Origin of the sequence: Pseudomonas sp. B22129, from assembly GCF_044218875.1 — a bacterium.
In the GTDB taxonomy this organism is placed as follows: Bacteria; Pseudomonadota; Gammaproteobacteria; order Pseudomonadales; family Pseudomonadaceae; genus Aquipseudomonas.
Genome location: NZ_CP162592.1, coordinates 375,363 through 395,965, shown reverse-complemented (window position 1 = coordinate 395,965; position 20,603 = coordinate 375,363). Strand labels below are relative to the sequence as shown.

Sequence of the window (20,603 nt, the reverse complement as noted above, 5' to 3'; positions counted from 1 at the left end):
CTGATCCACCGCATTCGCGAGCAAGCCCGCTCCCACATTGAGACTGCGGTGTTCCGAAGTTTGTGCGCCCAACAAAAAGCCCGGCTGATCGTCGATCAGCCGGGCTTTTTTAACGCTTGAAAATGACTTACTTCTTCAAACCGTAATGCTCATCCAGCATACCAGGGGCGTTCGGCGTTTTTGGCGCGTAGTCCCGTGGCGGTTCCTGATTTTCCCGAGGCGGGGTCAGGCGTTCCCTTGGAGCTTGCGGTGCATCGGAATGCAGCGCGGCCAGCAGGCGCTGGCGGGTGATGTCGTCGAGGGCCAGGCGGTTAGCGCCATCGGCGAGGTGATCCTGTACTTCCTGGTAGCTCTGGGTGAGCTTCTTGACCAGGGTCGCGGTGCTGTTGAAGTGGGTAACAACCTCGTTCTGATAACTGTCAAAACGTTCCTGAATGTCATCCAACTGACGCTGCGTGCGGTTAGGCGCGGCATTCGGCAGCAGGCGGGCAACCAGGAAACCAATGGCGACACCGGCAACCAGGGCAAGAGTCGGCAACAACCAAACTAAGAGCGAGTGTTCCACGAGTCCTTCCTCTATAAACGGCTTTGCTTTACGTTAACGGCTCAAACCTGCGCTGTATACCGCGATTAAGCTCGCAATGATGCCATGCACAGACTTTTAGCTAGACGAGTCGACCCATTGAGAGGTCACGGAGTTCATCTCTTGCTCATGCGTGAAACCCCCGTTTTGATCGATGGCCCGGTAGGCCAATTGGAAGCCCTGTACCTGGATCACCCCGAGCCACGTGGCCTGGCGCTGATCTGCCACCCCAACCCGGTGCAGGGTGGGACCATGCTCAATAAAGTCGTATCGACCCTGCAACGCACTGCGCGCGATGCCGGTTTGATTACTTTACGTTTCAATTACCGCGGCGTCGGTGCCAGCGCCGGCACCCACGACATGGCCACCGGTGAAGTGGACGATGCACAAGCCGCCGCCACCTGGCTGCGGGAAAAACACCCGGACCTGCCGATCACCTTGCTCGGTTTTTCCTTCGGTGGCTACGTGGCCGCCAGCCTCGGCGGTCGCCTGGAAGCCAAGGGTGAAAAACTTGCGCACCTGTTTATGGTCGCCGCCGCCGTGATGCGCCTGCGCGACATCGACGTGCTGCCTCAGGGCTGCCCGTTGACCCTGATCCAGCCGGAAACCGACGAAGTGGTCGACCCACAACTCGTCTACGACTGGTCCGCCGCCTTGAATCGCCCCCATGAGCTGCTGAAAGTGGCAGAATGCGGACACTTTTTTCATGGCAAGCTCACCGATCTCAAGGATCTGGTGCTGCCGCGTCTCTCGAATTGATAGCAGTCTGATAAGCGATTACCCATGACGACTCGTACCCGTATCCTCACCGGCATCACCACCACCGGCACGCCGCACCTGGGCAACTACGCCGGTGCGATCCGCCCGGCGATCCTCGCCAGCCAGGACGCCAATGCCGACTCCTTCTACTTCCTGGCCGACTACCACGCCCTGATCAAGTGCGATGACCCGCAGCGCATCCAGCGCTCGCGCATGGAAATTGCCGCGACCTGGCTGGCCGGTGGCCTGGATGTGAACCGGGTAACCTTCTACCGCCAGTCCGACATCCCGGAAATTCCCGAGCTGACCTGGCTGCTGACCTGCGTGGCCGCCAAGGGCCTGCTCAACCGCGCCCACGCGTACAAGGCCTCGGTGGACAAGAACGTGGAAGCCGGCGAAGACCCGGATGCGGGCATCAGCATGGGCCTGTACAGCTACCCGGTGCTGATGGCGGCGGACATTTTGATGTTCAACGCCCACAAGGTGCCGGTCGGCCGTGACCAGATCCAGCACGTGGAAATGGCCCGCGACATTGGCCAGCGTTTCAACCACCTGTTCGGCAACGGTAAAGAATTCTTCACCATGCCTGAGGCGTTGATCGAAGAAAGCGTCGCCACCTTGCCGGGCCTGGATGGCCGCAAGATGTCTAAAAGCTACGACAACACCATCCCGTTGTTCACCAGCGCCAAGGACATGAAGGACGCCATCTCGCGCATCGTCACCGACTCCCGCGCGCCGGGCGAAGCCAAGGACCCTGACAATTCGCACCTGTTCACCTTGTATCAGGCGTTCGCCAGCAAGGCTCAGGAAGAAGAGTTCCGTGCTGAATTGCTGCAAGGCCTGGGCTGGGGCGAGGCGAAGAACCGCCTGTTCCAACTGCTGGACGGCCAGCTGGGTGAGGCGCGCGAGCGTTACCATCAGTTGATGTCGCGCCCCTCGGACATGGAAGACTTGCTGCTGATCGGCGCCAAGAAAGCCCGTGCCGTGGCTGCACCGTTCCTCGCCGAGTTGCGTGAAGCCGTCGGCCTGCGTTCCTTCGTCGAGCAGGCTGCTGCTCCGGTCGCCGCCAAGAAGAAAGCTGCAAAGGCTGCACGCTTTGTGAGCTTTCGCGAAGATGACGGCAGCTTCCGCTTCCGGCTGTTGGCCGCCGATGGCGAGCAACTGCTGCTGTCGCGCAACTTTGCCGACGGTAAAGCCGCTGGCGCCGTAACCAAGCAACTGCAAAACGGTGACGCGCTGGACGTACGCACCGAAGCCTTGAGCTTCAGCGTATGGCTGGACGGTGCCGCAGTGGCCGACAGTGCCGCGTTTGCCGACGAAGCGTCGCGCGACACAGCCGTCGCCGCCTTGCGCGTTGCGTTGACTCCAACCGAGGATTAACCCGACCAAGGGTTGATTGCCATTAATCAGGGCCGTCGTTACAGTGGCGGCCCGTTTTTGTTGCCTTGCTAACGAATTATGACGCCCCTAGAACGATATCAAGCTGATCTGAAACGCCCTGAGTTCTTCCATGACGCGGCCCAGGAAAATGCAGTGCGCCATTTGCAGCGCCTGTACGACGACCTGGTCGCGGCCTCGCAAAACAAGCCAGGGATGTTCAGCAAGCTGTTTGGCAAGAAAGATCACACCCCGGTCAAAGGCCTGTACTTCTGGGGCGGCGTCGGCCGGGGCAAGACTTACCTGGTCGACACCTTCTTCGAAGCGCTGCCGTTCAAGGAAAAGGTGCGTACGCACTTTCACCGCTTCATGAAGCGTGTGCACGAAGAGATGAAGACGCTGCCGGGCGAGAAAAACCCGCTGACCCTCATCGCCAAGCGCTTTTCCGACGAAGCGCGGGTGATCTGTTTCGATGAGTTCTTCGTCTCCGACATCACCGACGCCATGATCCTCGGCACCTTGATGGAAGAACTGTTCAAGAACGGCGTGACCCTGGTTGCCACCTCGAACATCGTGCCCGACGGCTTGTACAAGGACGGCCTGCAACGCGCGCGCTTCCTGCCGGCCATTGCGCTGATCAAACAGAACACCGACATCGTCAACGTTGACAGTGGCGTCGACTACCGCCTGCGTCACCTGGAGCAAGCCGAACTGTTCCACTTCCCGCTGAACGAAGCGGCGCATGACAGCCTGAAGAAAAGCTTCCGCGCGCTGACGCCGGAATGCACGAAGGCGGTGGAAAATGACAAGCTGATGATCGAGAACCGCGAAATCATCGCGCTGCGTACCTGCGATGATGTGGCGTGGTTTGAATTCCGCCAGCTGTGCGACGGCCCGCGCAGCCAGAACGACTACATCGAGCTGGGCAAGATTTTCCATGCGGTGATCTTGAGCGGTGTGGAGCAGATGAGCGTCACCACCGACGACATCGCGCGCCGTTTCATCAACATGGTCGACGAGTTCTACGACCGTAACGTGAAGTTGATCATCTCGGCAGAAGTCGAGCTCAAGGACCTCTACACCGGCGGTCGCTTGAACTTTGAATTCCAGCGCACGCTTAGCCGCTTGCTGGAAATGCAGTCCCACGAATTCCTCTCACGTGGGCACAAACCCTAAAAGCGCTGCAAATCAAAATGTGGGAGGGCTTCTGTGGCGAGGGAGCTTGCTCCCGCTGGGCTGCGAAGCAGCCCTGAAGAGCTTGGGGCCGCTGCGCGCCCCAGCGGGAGCAAGCTCCCTCGCCACAGTCGGTGCTATGCAGCCTGCTGGAATTGCTGCCGATACTGGTTCGGCGACAGCTCCGTGTGCTGCCTGAACAGCCGCGCAAAGAAACTCGCATCGTCGTAACCCACCTCATAACTGATGGTCTTGATGCTCTTGCGGCTGCCCGAGAGCAGGCCTTTGGCCGTCTCGATACGCAGGCGTTGCAGGTAGTGCAGGGGCTTGTCGCCTGTCGCCGTCTGGAAGCGGCGCATGAAGTTACGGATGCTCATGCCGTGTTCCCGGGCGACGTCTTCGAAGCGGAACTTGTCGGCGAAGTGTTCTTCGAGCCAATGCTGGATCTGCAGGATGATCACGTCCTGGTGCAGCTTCTGCCCGCCAAACCCGATGCGCCCCGGCGCATAGCTGCGCTGCACTTCGTAGAGAATGTCGCGGGCCACGGCCTGGGCGATATTGGCGCCGCAGAAACGCTCGATCAGATAAATGTAGAGGTCGCACGCCGAGGTGGTGCCGCCGGCGCAGTAAAGGTTGTCGGCGTCGGTGAGGTGCTTGTCCTCGTTGAGCTGGACGTTGGGAAAGCGTTCGCTGAACGTGTTGAAGAAGCGCCAGTAGGTGGTCGCCTCCTTGCCATCGAGCAAGCCGGCCTCGGCCAGCCAGAACACCCCGGTGGCTTCGCCGCAGAGCACGGCGCCGCGCGCGTGTTGCTCGCGTAGCCACGGCAGCACTTGCGGGTAGCGGGCGCACAGGGCGTCGAAGTCGTCCCAGAAGGCCGGTAGCACGATGATGTCGGCATCTTCCAGGCCGCCGTCCACCGGCATGATTACATTGCTGAAGCTGCGCACCGATTGCCCGTCGGGGCTGACCAGGCGTGTTTCGAACGCTGGGGTCAGGCCCAGGCCTTGTTGCTTGCCGTAACGCAGGCTGGCGAGGTGGAAGAAATCCTTGGCTTGCATGAGGGTCGAAGCGAATACCCGATCAATGGCCAAAATGCTGACGCGCCGCAAGGGCGTGGAGATTTGGTTAGACATAATTTCATTTATTCTTATAGGGGAAAGTGGTCACCAGACGGCTGGATCGTCTTATTTTTTGTCGCATGTGTCCAGTGTCCCGTGATGCTTTCGCGGCATAGTCTCTGTGGGCTCGTCCTTGTCCGACAATCCTCGCAGGTGACCCATGATTCCCAGAACCTTGTACAGCCCGGAGCACGAACTCTTCCGCGACAGCGTGCGTACCTTCCTTGAAAAACACGCCGCGCCGTTCCACGGGCAGTGGGAAAAACAGGGCTACATCGACCGTGGGCTGTGGAGCAAGGCGGGGGAGGCGGGGATGTTGTGTTCCCATCTGCCCGAGGCGTATGGCGGCCTGGGCGCGGACTTTTTGTACAGCGCGGTGGTGATCGAGGAGGTCAGCCGCCTGGGGCTGACCGGTATCGGGTTTTCGCTGCATTCGGACATCGTTGCGCCGTACATCCTGCATTACGGCAGCGAGGCGCTTAAGCAAAAGTATTTGCCCAAATTGATCTCGGGCGAAATGGTCACGGCGATTGCGATGACCGAGCCCGGCGCCGGATCTGACCTGCAAGGCGTGAAGACTACGGCGGTGCTGGACGGCGATGAGTATGTGATCAACGGCTCCAAAACCTTTATCACCAATGGCTACCTGGCCGAATTGGTCATCGTCGTGGCCAAGACTGACCCCAAGGCCGGTGCCAAGGGCACTAGCCTGTTCTTGGTGGAGGCCGACACGCCGGGATTCGATAAGGGCAAGCGCCTGGAAAAAGTCGGCATGAAAGCCCAGGACACGTCCGAGCTGTTCTTCCAGGATGTACGCGTGCCCAAGGAAAACCTGTTGGGCCAGGCCGGTATGGGCTTCGCGTATTTGATGCAGGAACTGCCGCAGGAGCGTCTGACCGTGGCGATTGGCGCCGTGTCATCTGCGGAGGCCGCGTTGGAATGGACGCTGGAATACACCCGTGAACGCAAAGCATTCGGCAAGGCGATTGCAGATTTCCAGAATACCCGGTTCAAGCTGGCGGAGATGGCCACCGAAATTCAGATCGGTCGTGTGTTCGTCGACAAGTGCATGGCGCTGCACCTGGAGGGCAAGCTCGATGTGCCCACGGCGGCGATGGCCAAATACTGGGCCACGGACCTGCAATGCAAGGTGCTCGATGAGTGCGTGCAGTTGCACGGCGGCTACGGTTTCATGTGGGAATACCCGATTGCCCGGGCCTGGGCGGATGCGCGGGTGCAGCGGATTTATGCGGGGACCAATGAGATCATGAAGGAGATCATTGCGCGGGCGCTTTGATGATTTTGTAGCGTTGCTTATGGCCCCTTCGCGAGCAAGCCCGCTCCCACATTCAACCGCATTCCAAATGGATGTACTCGGTCAAATGTGGGAGCGGGCTTGCTCGCGAAAGCGGTCTACCGGTCAATCATGGAGCAGGGTTCGGATGATCCTTCTGAATCGCCTCAATCCCCGCCAACACCTCGGCTGACAGTTTCAGGTCGGCACTGGCAATGTTGCTGTCCAGCTGCTCAAGCGACGTCGCCCCAATGATATTGCTGGTCACAAACGGCTGTTGCGTCACAAACGCCAACGCCATCTGCGCCGGGTCCAGGCCGTGTTCGCGCGCCAGCGCCACATAACGGCTGCACGCTGCTTCCGACTGCGGGTTGAAGTAGCGGGTGAACCGGCTGTATTCGGTCAGGCGCGCCTTGGCCGGGCGTGCGCCGCCTTCGTATTTGCCGCTGAGCATGCCAAACGCCAGCGGCGAGTAGGCCAACAGGCCGCACTGTTCACGGATTGCGATTTCCGCCAAGCCCACTTCAAAGCTGCGGTTGAGCAGGTTGTAGGGGTTCTGGATCGACACCGCGCGGGTCCAGCCGCGGGCTTCGGCCAGCGCCAGGAATTTCATGGTGCCCCACGGGGTTTCGTTGGACAGGCCGATGTGGCGGATCTTGCCGGCCTTCACTTGCTCGTCCAGCACTTCGAGGGTTTCTTCCAGCGGGGTGAGGTTGTCCTCGTCCTTGTGTTTGTAGCTCAGTTGGCCGAAGAAGTTGGTGCTGCGCTCAGGCCAGTGCAACTGGTAGAGGTCGATCCAGTCGGTTTGCAGGCGTTTGAGGCTGGCGTCGAGGGCTTCCACGATGTGCTTGCGGTTGTGGCGCAGGTGGCCATCACGGATGTAGTCGATGGTGTTGCCGGGGCCGGCGATCTTGCTGGCCAAAACCCAGTCGCCGCGGTCGCCGCGGCTTTTGAAGTAGTTACCGATATAGCGCTCGGTGGTGGCGTAGGTGTCGGCCTTGGGCGGCACCGGGTACATTTCCGCCGTGTCGAGGAAGTTGATCCCTGCCGCCTTGGCCCGTTCGATCTGTGCAAAGGCCTCTGCCTCGCTGTTCTGCTCGCCCCAGGTCATGGTGCCCAAGGCTATCGCGCTCACGTTCAGATCCGTACGGCCCAGCTGTCGATAATCCATCGGGTACTCCTTCGGGTAAAACAATCATAAAAGCAGGTTGAATTTTTTTTGGCAATCTGCATAATTGCCCACCTCTTTCTGCAGTGGAAGTGATGCGCCGCCTGCCGAAGAATCTTGCCGTTGAACGGACGCGCCGACCCGAGCCCCCGATAGCGTCTGTATCCGGCTGCCTTTGACTTGTCAAAGTACGCACTATTCAGTAAGATCCGCCGTCTAATTTACAGGGCGGCCCCTGAGGCTATTAAAGAATGACAACTTTTACTGCAAAACCGGAAACAGTTCAGCGCGACTGGTTTGTCGTCGACGCCGCTGGTCAGACCCTGGGTCGTCTGGCCACTGAAGTCGCCAGCCGTCTGCGTGGCAAGCACAAGCCTGAGTACACCCCTCACGTTGACACCGGTGACTACATCGTGATCATCAACGCTGAGCAGGTACGTGTTACCGGCAACAAAGCGCAAGACAAAATGTACTACCGTCACTCCGGTTTCCCAGGCGGTATCAAGTCTTCGAACTTTGAAGGCCTGATTTCCAAGAAGCCTGAAGCCCCGATCGAAATCGCGGTCAAAGGCATGCTGCCTAAGGGCCCACTGGGTCGCGATATGTTTCGCAAGCTGAAAGTCTATGCGGGCGCTGTACACCCTCATGCTGCTCAGCAGCCCCAAGAACTGAAGTTTTAACGGAATAGTTCATTATGTCGGCGACTCAAAATTACGGCACTGGCCGTCGCAAAACCGCAACCGCACGCGTTTTCCTGCGTCCGGGCACTGGTAACATCTCGATCAACAACCGCACTCTGGATAATTTCTTCGGTCGCGAAACTGCCCGCATGGTAGTTCGTCAGCCGCTGGAACTGACCGAGACCGTTGAGAAGTTCGACATCTACGTCACCGTTATCGGTGGCGGTGTAAGTGGTCAAGCTGGCGCAATCCGCCACGGTATCACTCGCGCTCTGATGCAGTACGACGAAACCCTGCGTGGCGCTCTGCGCAAAGCTGGCTTCGTAACTCGCGATGCCCGTGAAGTTGAACGTAAGAAAGTCGGTCTGCGTAAAGCGCGTAAGCGTCCGCAGTACTCGAAGCGTTAATTCGCTTTACGTTCCACAAAAACGCCCAGCCTCCTCACGGAGCTGGGCGTTTTTTATTGCCTGCGATTTATGCACAAATTTGCGCGTGACAACTTGCCACATCCGTAGACCCCCTATACTACAAGGCCTGGGGGCGGAGGCCCGGGCAATTCCCTTGTCATACGTGGGGCTTTTCATTACCATCCGACAAAATTTTTATAAGCAAAGCTTCAATACTTAGTAGACGCCTGATTTAACAGGCCAAAAAGCTGATGGGAGAGGACTGAATGAGCAATGACGGCGTGAATGCAGGCCGGCGTCGCTTCTTGGTAGCAGCCACATCCGTGGTGGGTGCTGCAGGAGCGGTGGGGGCTGCGGTCCCGTTCGTGGGGTCATGGTTTCCCAGTGCCAAGGCGAAAGCCGCAGGTGCACCGGTGAAGGTGAATGTCAGCAAGATCGACCCAGGCCAGCAAATGATTGCTGAGTGGCGCGGTCAGCCCGTATTCATCGTTCGTCGTACCGAGGAAATCCTGGGGAATCTGAAGAAAATCGAGGGCCAGCTGTCCGACCCCGACTCGAAGAATTCCGACCAGCCCGCTTACGTCGACAAGGAAGTTCGTTCGATCAAGCCAGAGATCCTGCTGCTGATCGGTATCTGCACCCACCTGGGCTGTTCGCCTACCTTCCGCCCGGAAGTTGCTCCTGCTGACCTTGGCAAGGATTGGGTCGGTGGCTACTTCTGCCCATGCCACGGTTCCCACTACGACCTGGCCGGCCGCGTCTACAAGTCACAACCCGCACCCTTGAACCTGCCAGTTCCGCCACATCACTACGAGACTGACAGTGTCATTGTCATTGGCGTCGACGAGGGGGAGAAAGCCTGATGAGCAAGTTCATGGATTGGGTGGATGCGCGCTTCCCCGCCACCAAAATGTGGGAAGACCATCTCAGCAAATATTACGCACCAAAAAACTTCAATTTCTTCTACTTCTTCGGCTCCCTGGCGCTGCTGGTGCTGGTCAACCAGATCGTCACCGGTGTCTGGCTGACGATGAGCTACACCCCGTCGGCAGAAGAGGCGTTCGCCTCCGTCGAATACATCATGCGTGACGTCGAGTACGGCTCGATCCTGCGCCTGTTGCACTCTACCGGCGCGTCGGCGTTCTTCATTGTCGTCTACATGCACATGTTCCGTGGCTTGCTCTACGGTTCATACCAGAAGCCCCGCGAGCTGGTGTGGGTCTTTGGCATGCTGATCTACCTGGCGCTGATGGCCGAAGCCTTCATGGGTTACCTGCTGCCGTGGGGCCAGATGTCGTACTGGGGCGCCCAGGTGATCATCTCGCTGTTCGGTGCGATCCCGGTGATCGGCAACGACCTGACCCAATGGATTCGCGGTGACTACCTGATTTCCGGCATCACCCTGAACCGCTTCTTTGCGTTGCACGTAGTGGCCCTGCCGATCGTGATTCTCGGCCTGGTGGTGCTGCACATCCTGGCGCTGCACGAAGTGGGTTCGAACAACCCGGACGGTGTGGACATCAAGAAGCACAAGGACGAAAACGGCATCCCGCTGGACGGCATTCCGTTCCACCCGTACTACACCGTCAAAGACATCGTCGGCGTAGTCGTGTTCTTGTTCGTGTTCTGCTCGATCGTGTTCTTTTTCCCGGAGATGGGCGGTTATTTCCTGGAGAAACCCAACTTCGAACAGGCCAACGCCTTCAAGACACCTGAGCACATTGCCCCGGTCTGGTACTTCACGCCGTTCTACGCGATCTTGCGGGCGATCCCCGACAAGCTGATGGGCGTGATCGCCATGGGCGCTGCGATTGCGGTGCTGTTCGTGCTGCCTTGGCTCGACCGTAGCCCGGTTAAGTCCATGCGCTACAAGGGCTGGCTGAGCAAAATCTGGCTGTGGGTGTTCTGCATCGCGTTTGTGATCCTGGGCATTTTGGGCGTACTGGCGCCCACCCCTGAGCGCACGCTGCTGTCGCAGGTCTGCACCTTCCTGTACTTCGCCTACTTTATTCTGATGCCGTTCTACACCCGGCTCGAGAAGACCAAACCGGTACCGGAAAGGGTGACTGGCTGATGAAAAAATTATTCGTAGCATTGATGCTTGCGGCCCTGCCGCTACTGTCCTTCGCCGCCGAGCATGGCCCGGAACTGGAAAAAGTCGATATCGACGTCTCCGACAAAGCCGCCATGCAGGATGGCCTGCGCACGTTCACCAACTATTGCATGGGCTGCCACAGCGCCAAATTCCAGCGCTATGAGCGTGTTGCAGACGACCTGGGCATCCCCCATGACGTGATGCTCAGCCATTCGGTGTTCACCGGCGCCAAGATCGGCGACCACATGACCATCGGCATGCAACCGGCCGACGCCAAAACCTGGTTCGGTGCCGCGCCGCCGGACCTGACCCTGGTGGCCCGCGTACGTGGCACCGACTGGCTCTACGGTTACCTGAAATCCTTCTATGAAGACCCTGCGCGCCCTTATGGCGTGAACAATAAAGTCTTCCCGAACGTCGGTATGCCAAACGTTCTGGTCGGCCTGCAGGGGCGCCAAGTGGTAGGATGCAAGCAGGTTCAAGTCGTTGAAGACGGCAAGAAGCAATATGATCCGTTGACCGGTACGCCTTTGACCCATGAAGCGTGCGATCAATTGACCATCGTGCCCAAGACCGGTACGCAGAACGAAGAGCAGTTCGACCAGACGGTGAAAAATCTGGTGACCTTCCTGGCCTACTCGGCCAACCCGGTCAAACTGCAGCACCAGCGCATCGGTACGTACGTCTTGCTGTACCTGGCTTTCTTTTTCGTATTCGCCTATCTGCTCAAACGCGAATACTGGAAGGATGTGCATTGATCCAACCGTAAGCAATTGCTGTTAATCTTGCGCGCCCAGCGGCATCTCTGAACACGTAGCGGCCTGGATCGATCAGGCTCTACAGGGATGCTCACTGGGCGCGCTCGTTTTTGAGCTTTCGATAATTTCAACAAGCGAGGAGGACCGCCATGGGCGTGACCAACCGGTTGGCCTGTTACTCCGACCCCGCCGACCACTATTCCCACCGAGTACGCATCGTGCTCGCAGAGAAGGGTGTCAGCGCAGAGATCATCAGTGTGGAGGCGGGCCGTCAGCCGCCGAAACTGATCGAAGTGAACCCTTACGGCAGCTTGCCCACCCTGGTCGATCGCGACCTGGCGTTGTGGGAGTCAACCGTGGTGATGGAATACCTGGATGAGCGTTACCCGCATCCGCCTTTGCTGCCGGTGTACCCGGTGGCGCGTGCCAACAGCCGCTTGCTGATCCATCGGATCCAGCGTGACTGGTGCGGGCTGGTGGATGTGATTCTGGATTCACGCAGTAAAGAAGCGGCACGTGTGCAGGCGCGTAAGGAATTGCGCGAGAGCCTGACGGGTGTTTCGCCTTTGTTCGCCGATAAACCTTTTTTCCTCAGTGAGGAACAAAGCTTGGTGGATTGCTGCCTATTACCGATACTCTGGCGCTTGCCGATTCTCGGTATTGAACTGCCGCGGCCGGCCAAGCCGTTGCTTGATTACATGGAGCGCCAGTTTGCGCGTGAGGCTTTCCAGGCGAGTCTGTCTGGTGTCGAACGCGATATGCGCTAAGGCTTAAGGAGCCGCTGATGAACTCCAGTCGACCCTATTTGGTTCGCGCGCTCTATGAGTGGATTGTGGACAACGATTGCACCCCGCACATGCTGGTCAACTCCGAATTTCCCAAGGTTGACGTGCCTCAGGGCTTTGCCAGTGATGGGCAGATCGTGCTGAACGTATCACCCAGTGCTGTGCGCCACCTGCATATGGACAACGAAGCGGTGAGCTTCGAAGGGCGTTTTGGCGGTGTGCCACACACGCTGTTCGTGCCGATTGGCGCCATTCTCGGCATCTATGCCCGGGAGAATGGCCAAGGCATGGTGTTTGATCTGGAGTCGCCTTTCGAGGAAGACGAAGCGATTGAAGGTGAAAACGGCGATGACGTGCCGCCACCGGATTCCGAGCCTCCGCGCCCAAGCGGCCGGCCGAGCCTGAAAGTGGTGAAGTAACCGGCTTTCACCCTCGGGTGAGCCTTAAAAAATGCCTCGGCCTGTGCCGGGGCATTTTTTTGCGCACGGGATAGGGATGAAAGTCGTGTCAGAACGGTGATCGTACAACCGCCATGGGCTATGATGCCCCCTCAAGTTCGCCGAGAAAGATGATTCATCATGGAAAACGCCAGCGCCGCCCCTCGTCTTCCCCGCAAGCGCCGCAGCCTTGCCCAGGAATTGGTCACGGTGTTGTCCGAGCAAATCCGTGACGGTCAGCTCAAGCGTGGCGACAAACTGCCCACCGAGTCGGCCATCATGGATGCCCATGGGGTCAGTCGCACCGTGGTGCGTGAGGCCATTTCGCGTTTGCAGGCGGCCGGGCAGGTGGAAACCCGTCACGGCATCGGCACCTTTGTGTTGGACACGCCGAGCCCGAGTGGTTTCCGGATTGACCCGGCCACTGTGGTGACGCTGCGTGATGTGTTGGCGATTCTGGAACTGCGGATCAGCCTGGAAGTGGAGTCCGCCGGGCTTGCGGCCTTGCGTCGCAGCGATGAGCAACTGGCTGCCATGCGTGCCGCGCTCGACGCGTTGAATGAAAGTGCAGCCCACGCCGGCGATGCCGTCGCGTCAGACTTCGCGTTCCACCTGGAAATCGCGCTGTCCACCGGCAACCGCTACTTCACCGACATCATGACCCACCTGGGCACCAGCATCATCCCGCGTACACGCCTGAATTCGGCGCGCCTGGCCCATGATGACCAGCAGCACTACATGGGCCGCCTGAGCCGCGAACACGAAGAGATTTACGAGGCAATTGCCCGCCAGGACTCGGACGCGGCACGTGCGGCCATGCGCCTGCACTTGACCAACAGCCGTGAGCGGCTGCGCCATGCCCATGAAGAGGCAGAAGCACAGCGCGGTTAAAAGTAATGCCTATCTAGTGTGGGAGCGGGCTTGCGCGCGATGGCATCACCTCGGTATGGCTGATAGACCGAGGTGATGCCATCGCAGGCAAGCCAGCTCCCACAGTTGGTTATGGTTGTCTTGGGTTAGCCAGCAGGCTGGTTGGGCTTGTAGTCCTTGAGCAGCAAGTAAGTACTCCACCCCCACCAGTCATTGGTCCAGTGCTTGTCGTTCAGGTCATTCACGTCCTTGCGCCGCAGCACCTTGTCCCCCTCCATCTTGAACAGCGGCGAAAAGTTATTCGCCGGGTTTTGCGCCGCGTTCAAATCCGGTACATACAGCGGCGCCTTGAAGTTGGCCGGGGAGGGCGCCACGCCGCTGAGGAAGGTCTCAAAAATCTCATCCGCCGAGGCCTGCACCGCACGTTTGACCTGCACCCTGTTGTCCGCGTCGATGCTGTCGAAGTAGCGTTTATCACCATAGGCATGCCACTGGTCACCCATGGCGTTACGTACCTTGAGCCCGAACTTGCTGTCTTCGTCATGCATAAAGCGGCTGATCAACGAACCCAGTTCACCCGGAGTCACCACGGCCGCCAGTTGTTTGCGTGGCACGCGCAGGTGGCCGGCGGAAAACAGATCCGTCAAAAAGTGATCGGCGAAGCTGTTCATGGCGTAGGCCAGTTCGAGCGCCTGGTCGGTACCGGTTTGATGGGCGACAACGGCCTGTTGCAGCGCGGCCGTATGACCGGCCAGATATGCCGACAATGCCCATTCGCCGAAGTGATCAGCGTTATCCGCCGCCAGTTTCAGGTAGCGCCCCAGCGGAATCAGCGCCGATACCGCGCTGCCGCCGCCGGTGATGCGGTTCCACTCTTCCGACAACGTATCACCCAGCGCGTCATAGGCTTCGTGGGGCTGCTTGCCGTCCCTGATCGCCTGGTTGACCGCGTTGATCTCCTTTTGCATCACCGCGAGGATTTTTCCGGCTTCTTCCCGCGAGGCTGGCAGCACGGCCAGCGAATTAAACGCGGCGGTGAAGCGTTGCACACGGTCGGCAGGGGACGTGCCATCGCTGATGGGTTGGCCGGGAATGCCATAAAAGTCACCGCCCAGGGCGATGACTTGGCCATAGGTCAGCGCCAACCCGTTAGGCAGGTGCAGCTCGACTTGTCGCGCGGGAATCGCCGGGGCGCCCTTGACGAAACGCAGCAGCGTGTCGTCGCCGATGGCTGTGTGTTCACCGCCTTCAAAGCGCAGGGTAGGCGGGGTTTTCTCAGGTGTAGCGAGTTCAAGACCTGACATGTTAGCTCCTTGCTATGTCGTAGGAATCTTCCTTGTTAACTGTATGCATATACAGTTATGTCGAGCATAGAGGAATAATTTCCTGCGTCAAGAAGTCTGATTTAAACGTCGCGCCAACCATGAAGGTCGATGAATTGCAGTTGACGAATCTTTTTATAGTTGTACGATGACGTACGACATCAACAAACCAACAACAACCTTTCGACAGAAAGTCTTCGCCCAGGGTGTTCGAATAATGAATCCACAAGAACTGAAGTCCATCCTTTCCCACGGTCTGCTGTCTTTCCCGGTGACCGATTTCAATGCCCAGGGTGACTTTCACCAGGCGGGCTACATCAAGCGTCTGGAATGGCTGGCCCCTTACGGCGCCACCGCCTTGTTCGCTGCCGGCGGCACCGGTGAGTTTTTCTCCCTGGCTGCCAGCGAATACTCCCAAGTGGTAAAGACCGCGGTTGATACTTGCGCCACCAGCGTGCCGATTCTGGCCGGTGTCGGCGGTTCGACCCGCCAAGCCATCGAGTACGCCCAGGAAGCCGAGCGCCTGGGCGCCAAAGGCCTGCTGCTGCTGCCGCATTACCTGACCGAAGCCAGCCAGGACGGCGTCGCCGCCCACGTAGAGGCGGTGTGCAAGTCGGTGAAAATCGGCGTGGTGGTTTACAACCGCAACGTTTGCCGCCTGACCGCGCCATTGCTGGAGCGCCTGGCTGAACGCTGCCCGAACCTGATCGGCTACAAAGACGGCCTGGGTGATATCGAGCTGATGGTGTCGATCCGTCGTCGCCTCGGTGATCGTTTCAGCTACCTCGGCGGCCTGCCGACTGCAGAGGTTTACGCCGCTGCCTACAAGGCCCTGGGCGTGCCGGTGTACTCCTCGGCGGTGTTCAACTTCCTGCCGAAAACCGCGATGGACTTCTACCACGCAATTGCCAAGGACGATCACGCCACCGTCGGCAAGATCATCGACAACTTCTTCCTGCCTTACCTCGACATTCGTAACCGCAAGGCCGGTTATGCCGTGAGCATCGTCAAGGCGGGTGCAAAAATTGTCGGCTACGACGCAGGCCCGGTACGCACGCCGTTGACCGACCTGCTGCCGGAAGAATACGAAGCCCTGGCCGCGCTGATCGACAAGCAAGGTCCGCAGTAACTTATCAACAAGGCCGCTGATCGCTCAGCGGCCTTTTGCGTCAGGAGAAGATTTGTGTCCCAAGCCAAACGTTTTGATAACTACATCAACGGTGAGTGGGTGGCCGGTGCCGACTATTGCGTCAACATCAACCCGTCGGAGCTTTCCGATACGATCGGCGAATACGCCAAGGCTGATGTCGCCCAAGTCAACGCCGCTATCGACGCCGCACGCGCCGCTTTCCCCGCCTGGTCCACGTCCGGCATTCAGGCCCGCCATGATTCTCTGGATAAAGTCGGCACTGAAATCCTCGCCCGCCGTGAAGAACTCGGCACCCTGCTGGCTCGGGAAGAGGGCAAGACCCTGCCCGAAGCCATCGGCGAAGTGACCCGCGCCGGCAACATCTTCAAGTTCTTCGCCGGTGAATGCCTGCGGTTGTCTGGCGACTACGTGCCATCCGTACGCCCGGGCGTCAACGTTGAAGTCACCCGTGAAGCGCTGGGCGTGGTCGGCTTGATTACCCCGTGGAACTTCCCGATTGCCATCCCGGCCTGGAAAATCGCCCCGGCCCTGGCCTACGGCAACTGCGTGGTCATCAAACCCGCTGAGCTGGTACCGGGCTGTGCATGGGCCCTGGCTGAAATCATCTCCCGCGCCGGGTTCCCGGCCGGTGTGTTCAACCTGGTGATGGGCAGCGGTCGCGTGGTCGGCGATGTGCTGGTCAACAGCCCGAAAGTCGACGGCATCAGCTTCACCGGTTCGGTGGGCGTCGGTCGTCAGATCGCCGTCAGCTGTGTGTCGCGCCAGGCCAAAGTGCAGCTGGAAATGGGCGGCAAGAACCCGCAGATCATCCTTGATGACGCCGACCTCAAACAGGCCGTCGAGCTGTCGGTACAGAGCGCGTTCTACTCCACCGGCCAGCGTTGCACGGCGTCGAGCCGCTTGATCGTCACCGCCGGTATCCACGACCAATTCGTCGCGGCGATGGCTGAGCGCATGAAGTCGATCAAGGTCGGCCACGCCCTCAAGAGCGGCACCGACATCGGCCCGGTGGTTTCCCAGGCCCAGTTGGACCAAGACCTCAAGTACATCGACATCGGCCAAAGCGAAGGCGCGCGGCTGGTCAGCGGTGGTGGCCTGGTGACGTGCGATACCGAAGGCTACTACCTGGCGCCGACGCTGTTTGCCGACAGTGAAGCCGCCATGCGTATCAGCCGTGAAGAGATCTTCGGCCCGGTCGCCAACGTGGTGCGCGTGGCGGATTACGAGGCGGCGCTGGCCATGGCCAACGACACTGAGTTTGGTTTGTCGGCGGGTATTGCCACCACGTCGTTGAAGTACGCCAACCACTTCAAACGCCACTCCCAGGCCGGGATGGTGATGGTCAACTTGCCGACTGCCGGTGTGGATTATCACGTGCCGTTCGGTGGCCGTAAGGGCTCGTCCTACGGTTCGCGTGAGCAGGGTCGCTATGCGCAAGAGTTCTACACCGTGGTGAAAACCAGCTACATCGGGTCGTAACGCGTACTACCTGTAGGCACCGGCTCTTGTGGGAGCTGGCTTGCCTGCGATGCAGACACCTCGGTCTTTCAGTGGGACCGAAGTGATGCCATCGCAGGCAAGCCAGCTCCCACAGAGAGCGGGTTCAGCACTGCACAAAAAAATGATCACCCGCAAAAAAAATAATTAGTGGGAGTACATCTTCATGCAAGCGACCAAGCCGACTCACGTCCGCTATTTGATCCTGCTCATGCTGTTTCTGGTGACCACGATCAACTACGCCGACCGAGCCACTATCGCCATTGCCGGCTCCAGCCTGCAAAAAGACCTCGGCATCGACGCGGTCACCCTCGGTTTTATCTTCTCTGCATTCGGTTGGGCCTACGTGGCCGGGCAAATCCCCGGTGGCTGGCTGCTCGACCGGTTCGGCTCGAAAAAAATCTATGCCCTGAGCATCTTCACCTGGTCCCTGTTCACCGTGCTGCAAGGCTATGTCGGTGAGTTTGGTGTCTCCACCGCCATCGTCGCGCTGTTCATGCTGCGCTTTTTGGTGGGCCTGGCTGAAGCGCCATCGTTTCCCGGAAATGCCCGCATTGTTGCGGCGTGGTTTCCTACCGCCGAACGCGGCACCGCGTCGGCCATCTTCAACTCCGCGCAGTACTTCGCCACCGTATTGTTTGCGCCGCTGATGGGCTGGATCGTCTACACCTTCGGCTGGCAGCACGTGTTTATCGTGATGGGCGGCATCGGTATTTTGTTTTCGCTGATCTGGCTGAAACTTATCCACAGCCCGCGCCAGCATCCGATGATCAACGAGGCCGAGTTCAACCACATCGCCGCCAACGGCGCGATGGTCGATATGGACCAGGACAAGGCCCGCGGCCAGAAAACCGACGGGCCGAAGTGGGATTACATCCGCCAGTTGCTGACCAACCGCATGATGCTCGGCGTGTACCTGGGCCAGTACTGCATCAACGGCATCACCTACTTCTTCCTGACCTGGTTCCCGGTGTACCTGGTGCAAGAGCGTGGCATGACCATTCTCAAGGCGGGGTTCATTGCTTCGCTGCCGGCGATCTGCGGGTTTATCGGCGGCGTATTGGGCGGGATCATTTCCGACTACCTGCTGCGCAAAGGCCACTCGCTGACCTTCGCGCGCAAGGCGCCGATCATTGGCGGGCTGCTGATCTCGTGCAGCATCGTGGCGTGCAACTATGTGGATATCGAATGGATGGTGGTGGGCTTCATGGCCCTGGCCTTCTTCGGTAAAGGCGTTGGCGCACTGGGTTGGGCGGTGGTGTCCGACACCTCGCCGAAACAAATCGCCGGGCTGAGTGGTGGCCTGTTCAACATGTTTGGCAACCTGGCCTCGATCAGTACGCCCATCGTGATCGGTTACATCATCAGCACCACCGGCTCGTTCAAGTGGGCGCTGGTGTTTGTGGGCGCCAACGCGCTCCTGGCCGTGTTCAGCTACGTGGTCATCGTCGGCCCGATCAAACGCGTGGTGCTCAAAGAGCCGCCAAGCAAAGGCCCTGAGCTGACTAACCTGACCCAAGCGCATTCCTGAGGGACGATGTAATGCAGTTGATTGAACATGCCGACTCGCCGCGCTCGATCCGTTTGCACGCGCGCGACAACGTGGTGATTGTGGTCAATGACCAAGGAGTACCTGCAGGTACTGAGTTCCCGGACGGCCTGGTGACCGTGGATTTCATCCCGCAGAGCCACAAGGTGACCCTGGAAGATATCCCCGAAGGCGGTCAGATCATTCGCTACGGCCAGACCATCGGTTACGCCCTGGCGCCCATTCCGCGCGGCAGTTGGGTGCAGGAAGATCAACTGCGCATGCCCACTGCGCCGCCACTCGACAGTTTGCCGCTGTCCACCGAGGTGCCTGAAACCCAGGCGCCGCTGGAGGGGTTTACCTTCGAGGGGTATCGCAACGCCGACGGCACCGTGGGCACGCGCAACATCCTCGGCATCACCACCACGGTGCAGTGCGTTACGGGCGTGCTGGACCACGCGGTCAAGCGCATCAAGGACGAGTTGCTGCCCAAGTACCCGCACGTCGATGACGTGGTGGCGCTGACCCACAGCTACGGCTGCGGCGTGGCGATTACGGCCACAGACGCTTACATCCCGATCCGCACCGTGCGCAACCTGGCGCGCAACCCGAACTTGGGCGGCGAAGCGCTGGTGATCAGCCTCGGCTGCGAGAAATTGCAGGCCGGGCAGGTGATGCACGACAACGACAGCTCCGTCGACTTGAGTGAGCCATGGCTGTACCGGCTGCAGGATTCCAGCCACGGCTTTACCGAGATGATCGAGCAGATCATGGAACTGGCCGAGACGCGCTTGAAGAAGCTCGACCAGCGCCGCCGCGAAACCGTGCCTGCGTCCGAGCTGATCCTGGGCATGCAGTGTGGCGGCAGCGACGCGTTTTCCGGCATCACCGCCAACCCGGCGCTGGGCTATGCCTCGGACTTGCTGCTGCGCGCAGGGGCGACGGTGATGTTTTCCGAAGTGACTGAAGTGCGCGACGCGATTTACCTGCTGACCTCTCGCGCCGAGACGAAAGAAGTTGCGCAGGAGCTTGTCAGGGAAATGGACTGGTACGACCGTTACCTGGCCAAGGGCGAGGCGGACCGCAGTGCCAATACCACGCCGGGGAACAAGAAGGGCGGGTTGTCGAACATCGTCGAGAAGTCCTTGGGTTCTATCGTCAAATCCGGCAGCAGCGCGATCAACGGCGTGCTCGGCCCGGGCGAGCGCTTCAAGCGCAAAGGCCTGATCTTCTGCGCAACGCCAGCCAGTGACTTTGTGTGTGGCACCTTGCAACTGGCGGCGGGGATGAACCTGCATGTGTTCACCACCGGGCGTGGCACGCCCTATGGGCTGGCGATGGCGCCGGTGGTGAAGGTCTCGACGCGTACGGAGCTGGCGCAGCGTTGGCCGGATTTGATCGACATTGATGCCGGGCGCATTGCTACCGGGCGCGCGAGCATCGAAGAGTTGGGTTGGGATCTGTTTCACTTCTATCTGGATGTGGCCAGCGGCAAGAAGCAGACATGGGCGGAGCGGCACAAGCTGCACAACGACATCACCTTGTTCAACCCGGCGCCCATCACCTGAGACCGCGGCGCCTGCTTCGCGAGCAAGCCCGCTC

Annotated in this window: 20 protein-coding genes; 16 read left to right on the top strand and 4 right to left on the bottom strand. The window is 59.4% G+C overall.

The window, feature by feature from the left end; genetic code table 11:
- Positions 1 to 127 precede the first annotated feature (127 nt).
- The gene (locus tag AB4P94_RS01840; protein ID WP_017138275.1) at positions 128 to 565 is read right to left on the bottom strand and encodes a YhcB family protein; all 438 of its coding nucleotides are present in this window, start codon (positions 563 to 565) and stop codon (positions 128 to 130) included.
- 147 nt (positions 566 to 712) lie between these two features.
- Between AB4P94_RS01840 and AB4P94_RS01835 the strand changes: the two genes are divergently transcribed.
- The 3 genes from AB4P94_RS01835 (at position 713) to zapE (ending at position 3,895) form a co-directional block, all read left to right on the top strand.
- Entirely contained in the window at positions 713 to 1,342 is a 630-nt protein-coding gene (locus tag AB4P94_RS01835; RefSeq protein WP_395609164.1) for an alpha/beta hydrolase, read from the top strand.
- A 24-nt stretch (positions 1,343 to 1,366) separates the two neighbouring features.
- Positions 1,367 to 2,722: a tryptophan--tRNA ligase gene (locus AB4P94_RS01830; protein ID WP_395609163.1), complete on the top strand. Its 1,356-nt coding sequence runs from the start codon at positions 1,367 to 1,369 to the stop codon at positions 2,720 to 2,722.
- A 78-nt stretch (positions 2,723 to 2,800) separates the two neighbouring features.
- Positions 2,801 to 3,895: a cell division protein ZapE gene (zapE, locus tag AB4P94_RS01825; RefSeq protein ID WP_395609162.1), complete on the top strand. Its 1,095-nt coding sequence runs from the start codon at positions 2,801 to 2,803 to the stop codon at positions 3,893 to 3,895.
- Positions 3,896 to 4,029: 134 nt separating this feature from the next.
- Here the strand turns inward: zapE and AB4P94_RS01820 are convergent, their stop codons facing one another.
- Entirely contained in the window at positions 4,030 to 4,950 is a 921-nt protein-coding gene (locus AB4P94_RS01820; protein WP_395611279.1) for a GlxA family transcriptional regulator, read from the bottom strand.
- A gap of 220 nt (positions 4,951 to 5,170) precedes the next feature.
- Here AB4P94_RS01820 and AB4P94_RS01815 point away from each other — a divergent pair, with 220 nt between their 5' ends.
- A complete protein-coding gene (locus AB4P94_RS01815; RefSeq protein ID WP_395609161.1) occupies positions 5,171 to 6,307 on the top strand; it encodes an acyl-CoA dehydrogenase family protein in 1,137 nt (378 codons plus the stop codon).
- 127 nt (positions 6,308 to 6,434) lie between these two features.
- On the opposite strand, the gene AB4P94_RS01810 is transcribed toward AB4P94_RS01815, so the two are convergent.
- Entirely contained in the window at positions 6,435 to 7,475 is a 1,041-nt protein-coding gene (locus tag AB4P94_RS01810; RefSeq protein WP_395609160.1) for an NADP(H)-dependent aldo-keto reductase, read from the bottom strand.
- 248 nt (positions 7,476 to 7,723) lie between these two features.
- On the opposite strand from AB4P94_RS01810, the gene rplM reads away from it, so the two are divergent.
- The 8 genes from rplM to AB4P94_RS01770 all read left to right on the top strand — a co-directional run bounded on the left by rplM (position 7,724) and on the right by AB4P94_RS01770 (position 13,525).
- The gene (gene rplM, locus AB4P94_RS01805) at positions 7,724 to 8,152 is read left to right on the top strand and encodes a 50S ribosomal protein L13 (protein WP_003171742.1); all 429 of its coding nucleotides are present in this window, start codon (positions 7,724 to 7,726) and stop codon (positions 8,150 to 8,152) included.
- A gap of 14 nt (positions 8,153 to 8,166) precedes the next feature.
- Positions 8,167 to 8,559, top strand: coding sequence for a 30S ribosomal protein S9 (rpsI, locus tag AB4P94_RS01800; RefSeq protein ID WP_003171743.1), 393 nt, complete (start codon positions 8,167 to 8,169; stop codon positions 8,557 to 8,559).
- A 266-nt stretch (positions 8,560 to 8,825) separates the two neighbouring features.
- Positions 8,826 to 9,422 carry a ubiquinol-cytochrome c reductase iron-sulfur subunit gene (petA, locus tag AB4P94_RS01795; protein WP_016971569.1) on the top strand — a complete coding sequence of 199 codons (597 nt, stop codon included), beginning with the start codon at positions 8,826 to 8,828 and terminating at the stop codon, positions 9,420 to 9,422.
- Positions 9,422 to 10,633 (top strand): cytochrome bc complex cytochrome b subunit, encoded by a 1,212-nt coding sequence (locus AB4P94_RS01790; protein WP_395609159.1) that lies wholly within the window; start codon positions 9,422 to 9,424, stop codon positions 10,631 to 10,633. Before petA ends, AB4P94_RS01790 begins: the two co-directional genes overlap by 1 nt.
- Complete coding sequence (locus AB4P94_RS01785; RefSeq protein WP_395609158.1) at positions 10,633 to 11,412, top strand: cytochrome c1; 780 nt, start codon at positions 10,633 to 10,635, stop codon at positions 11,410 to 11,412. The genes AB4P94_RS01790 and AB4P94_RS01785 overlap by 1 nt, the downstream gene beginning before the upstream one ends.
- Positions 11,413 to 11,561: 149 nt before the next feature.
- Positions 11,562 to 12,179 (top strand): glutathione S-transferase N-terminal domain-containing protein, encoded by a 618-nt coding sequence (locus AB4P94_RS01780; RefSeq protein WP_084376331.1) that lies wholly within the window; start codon positions 11,562 to 11,564, stop codon positions 12,177 to 12,179.
- A 17-nt stretch (positions 12,180 to 12,196) separates the two neighbouring features.
- On the top strand, positions 12,197 to 12,616 hold the full coding sequence (locus tag AB4P94_RS01775) for a ClpXP protease specificity-enhancing factor (protein WP_395609157.1): 420 nt from the start codon (positions 12,197 to 12,199) through the stop codon (positions 12,614 to 12,616).
- 159 nt (positions 12,617 to 12,775) lie between these two features.
- Entirely contained in the window at positions 12,776 to 13,525 is a 750-nt protein-coding gene (locus AB4P94_RS01770; protein WP_395609156.1) for a FadR/GntR family transcriptional regulator, read from the top strand.
- Positions 13,526 to 13,650: 125 nt separating this feature from the next.
- On the opposite strand, the gene AB4P94_RS01765 is transcribed toward AB4P94_RS01770, so the two are convergent.
- Positions 13,651 to 14,808: a phospholipase gene (locus tag AB4P94_RS01765; RefSeq protein WP_395609155.1), complete on the bottom strand. Its 1,158-nt coding sequence runs from the start codon at positions 14,806 to 14,808 to the stop codon at positions 13,651 to 13,653.
- 235 nt (positions 14,809 to 15,043) lie between these two features.
- On the opposite strand from AB4P94_RS01765, the gene kdgD reads away from it, so the two are divergent.
- The 4 genes from kdgD to garD all read left to right on the top strand — a co-directional run bounded on the left by kdgD (position 15,044) and on the right by garD (position 20,569).
- Positions 15,044 to 15,955, top strand: coding sequence for a 5-dehydro-4-deoxyglucarate dehydratase (kdgD, locus tag AB4P94_RS01760; RefSeq protein ID WP_395609154.1), 912 nt, complete (start codon positions 15,044 to 15,046; stop codon positions 15,953 to 15,955).
- Between the two features lie 54 nt (positions 15,956 to 16,009).
- Positions 16,010 to 17,455, top strand: coding sequence for an aldehyde dehydrogenase family protein (locus tag AB4P94_RS01755; protein WP_395609153.1), 1,446 nt, complete (start codon positions 16,010 to 16,012; stop codon positions 17,453 to 17,455).
- 184 nt (positions 17,456 to 17,639) lie between these two features.
- Complete coding sequence (locus AB4P94_RS01750; protein ID WP_395609152.1) at positions 17,640 to 19,004, top strand: MFS transporter; 1,365 nt, start codon at positions 17,640 to 17,642, stop codon at positions 19,002 to 19,004.
- Between the two features lie 11 nt (positions 19,005 to 19,015).
- A complete protein-coding gene (gene garD / locus AB4P94_RS01745; RefSeq protein WP_395609151.1) occupies positions 19,016 to 20,569 on the top strand; it encodes a galactarate dehydratase in 1,554 nt (517 codons plus the stop codon).
- Positions 20,570 to 20,603: the final 34 nt, after the last annotated feature.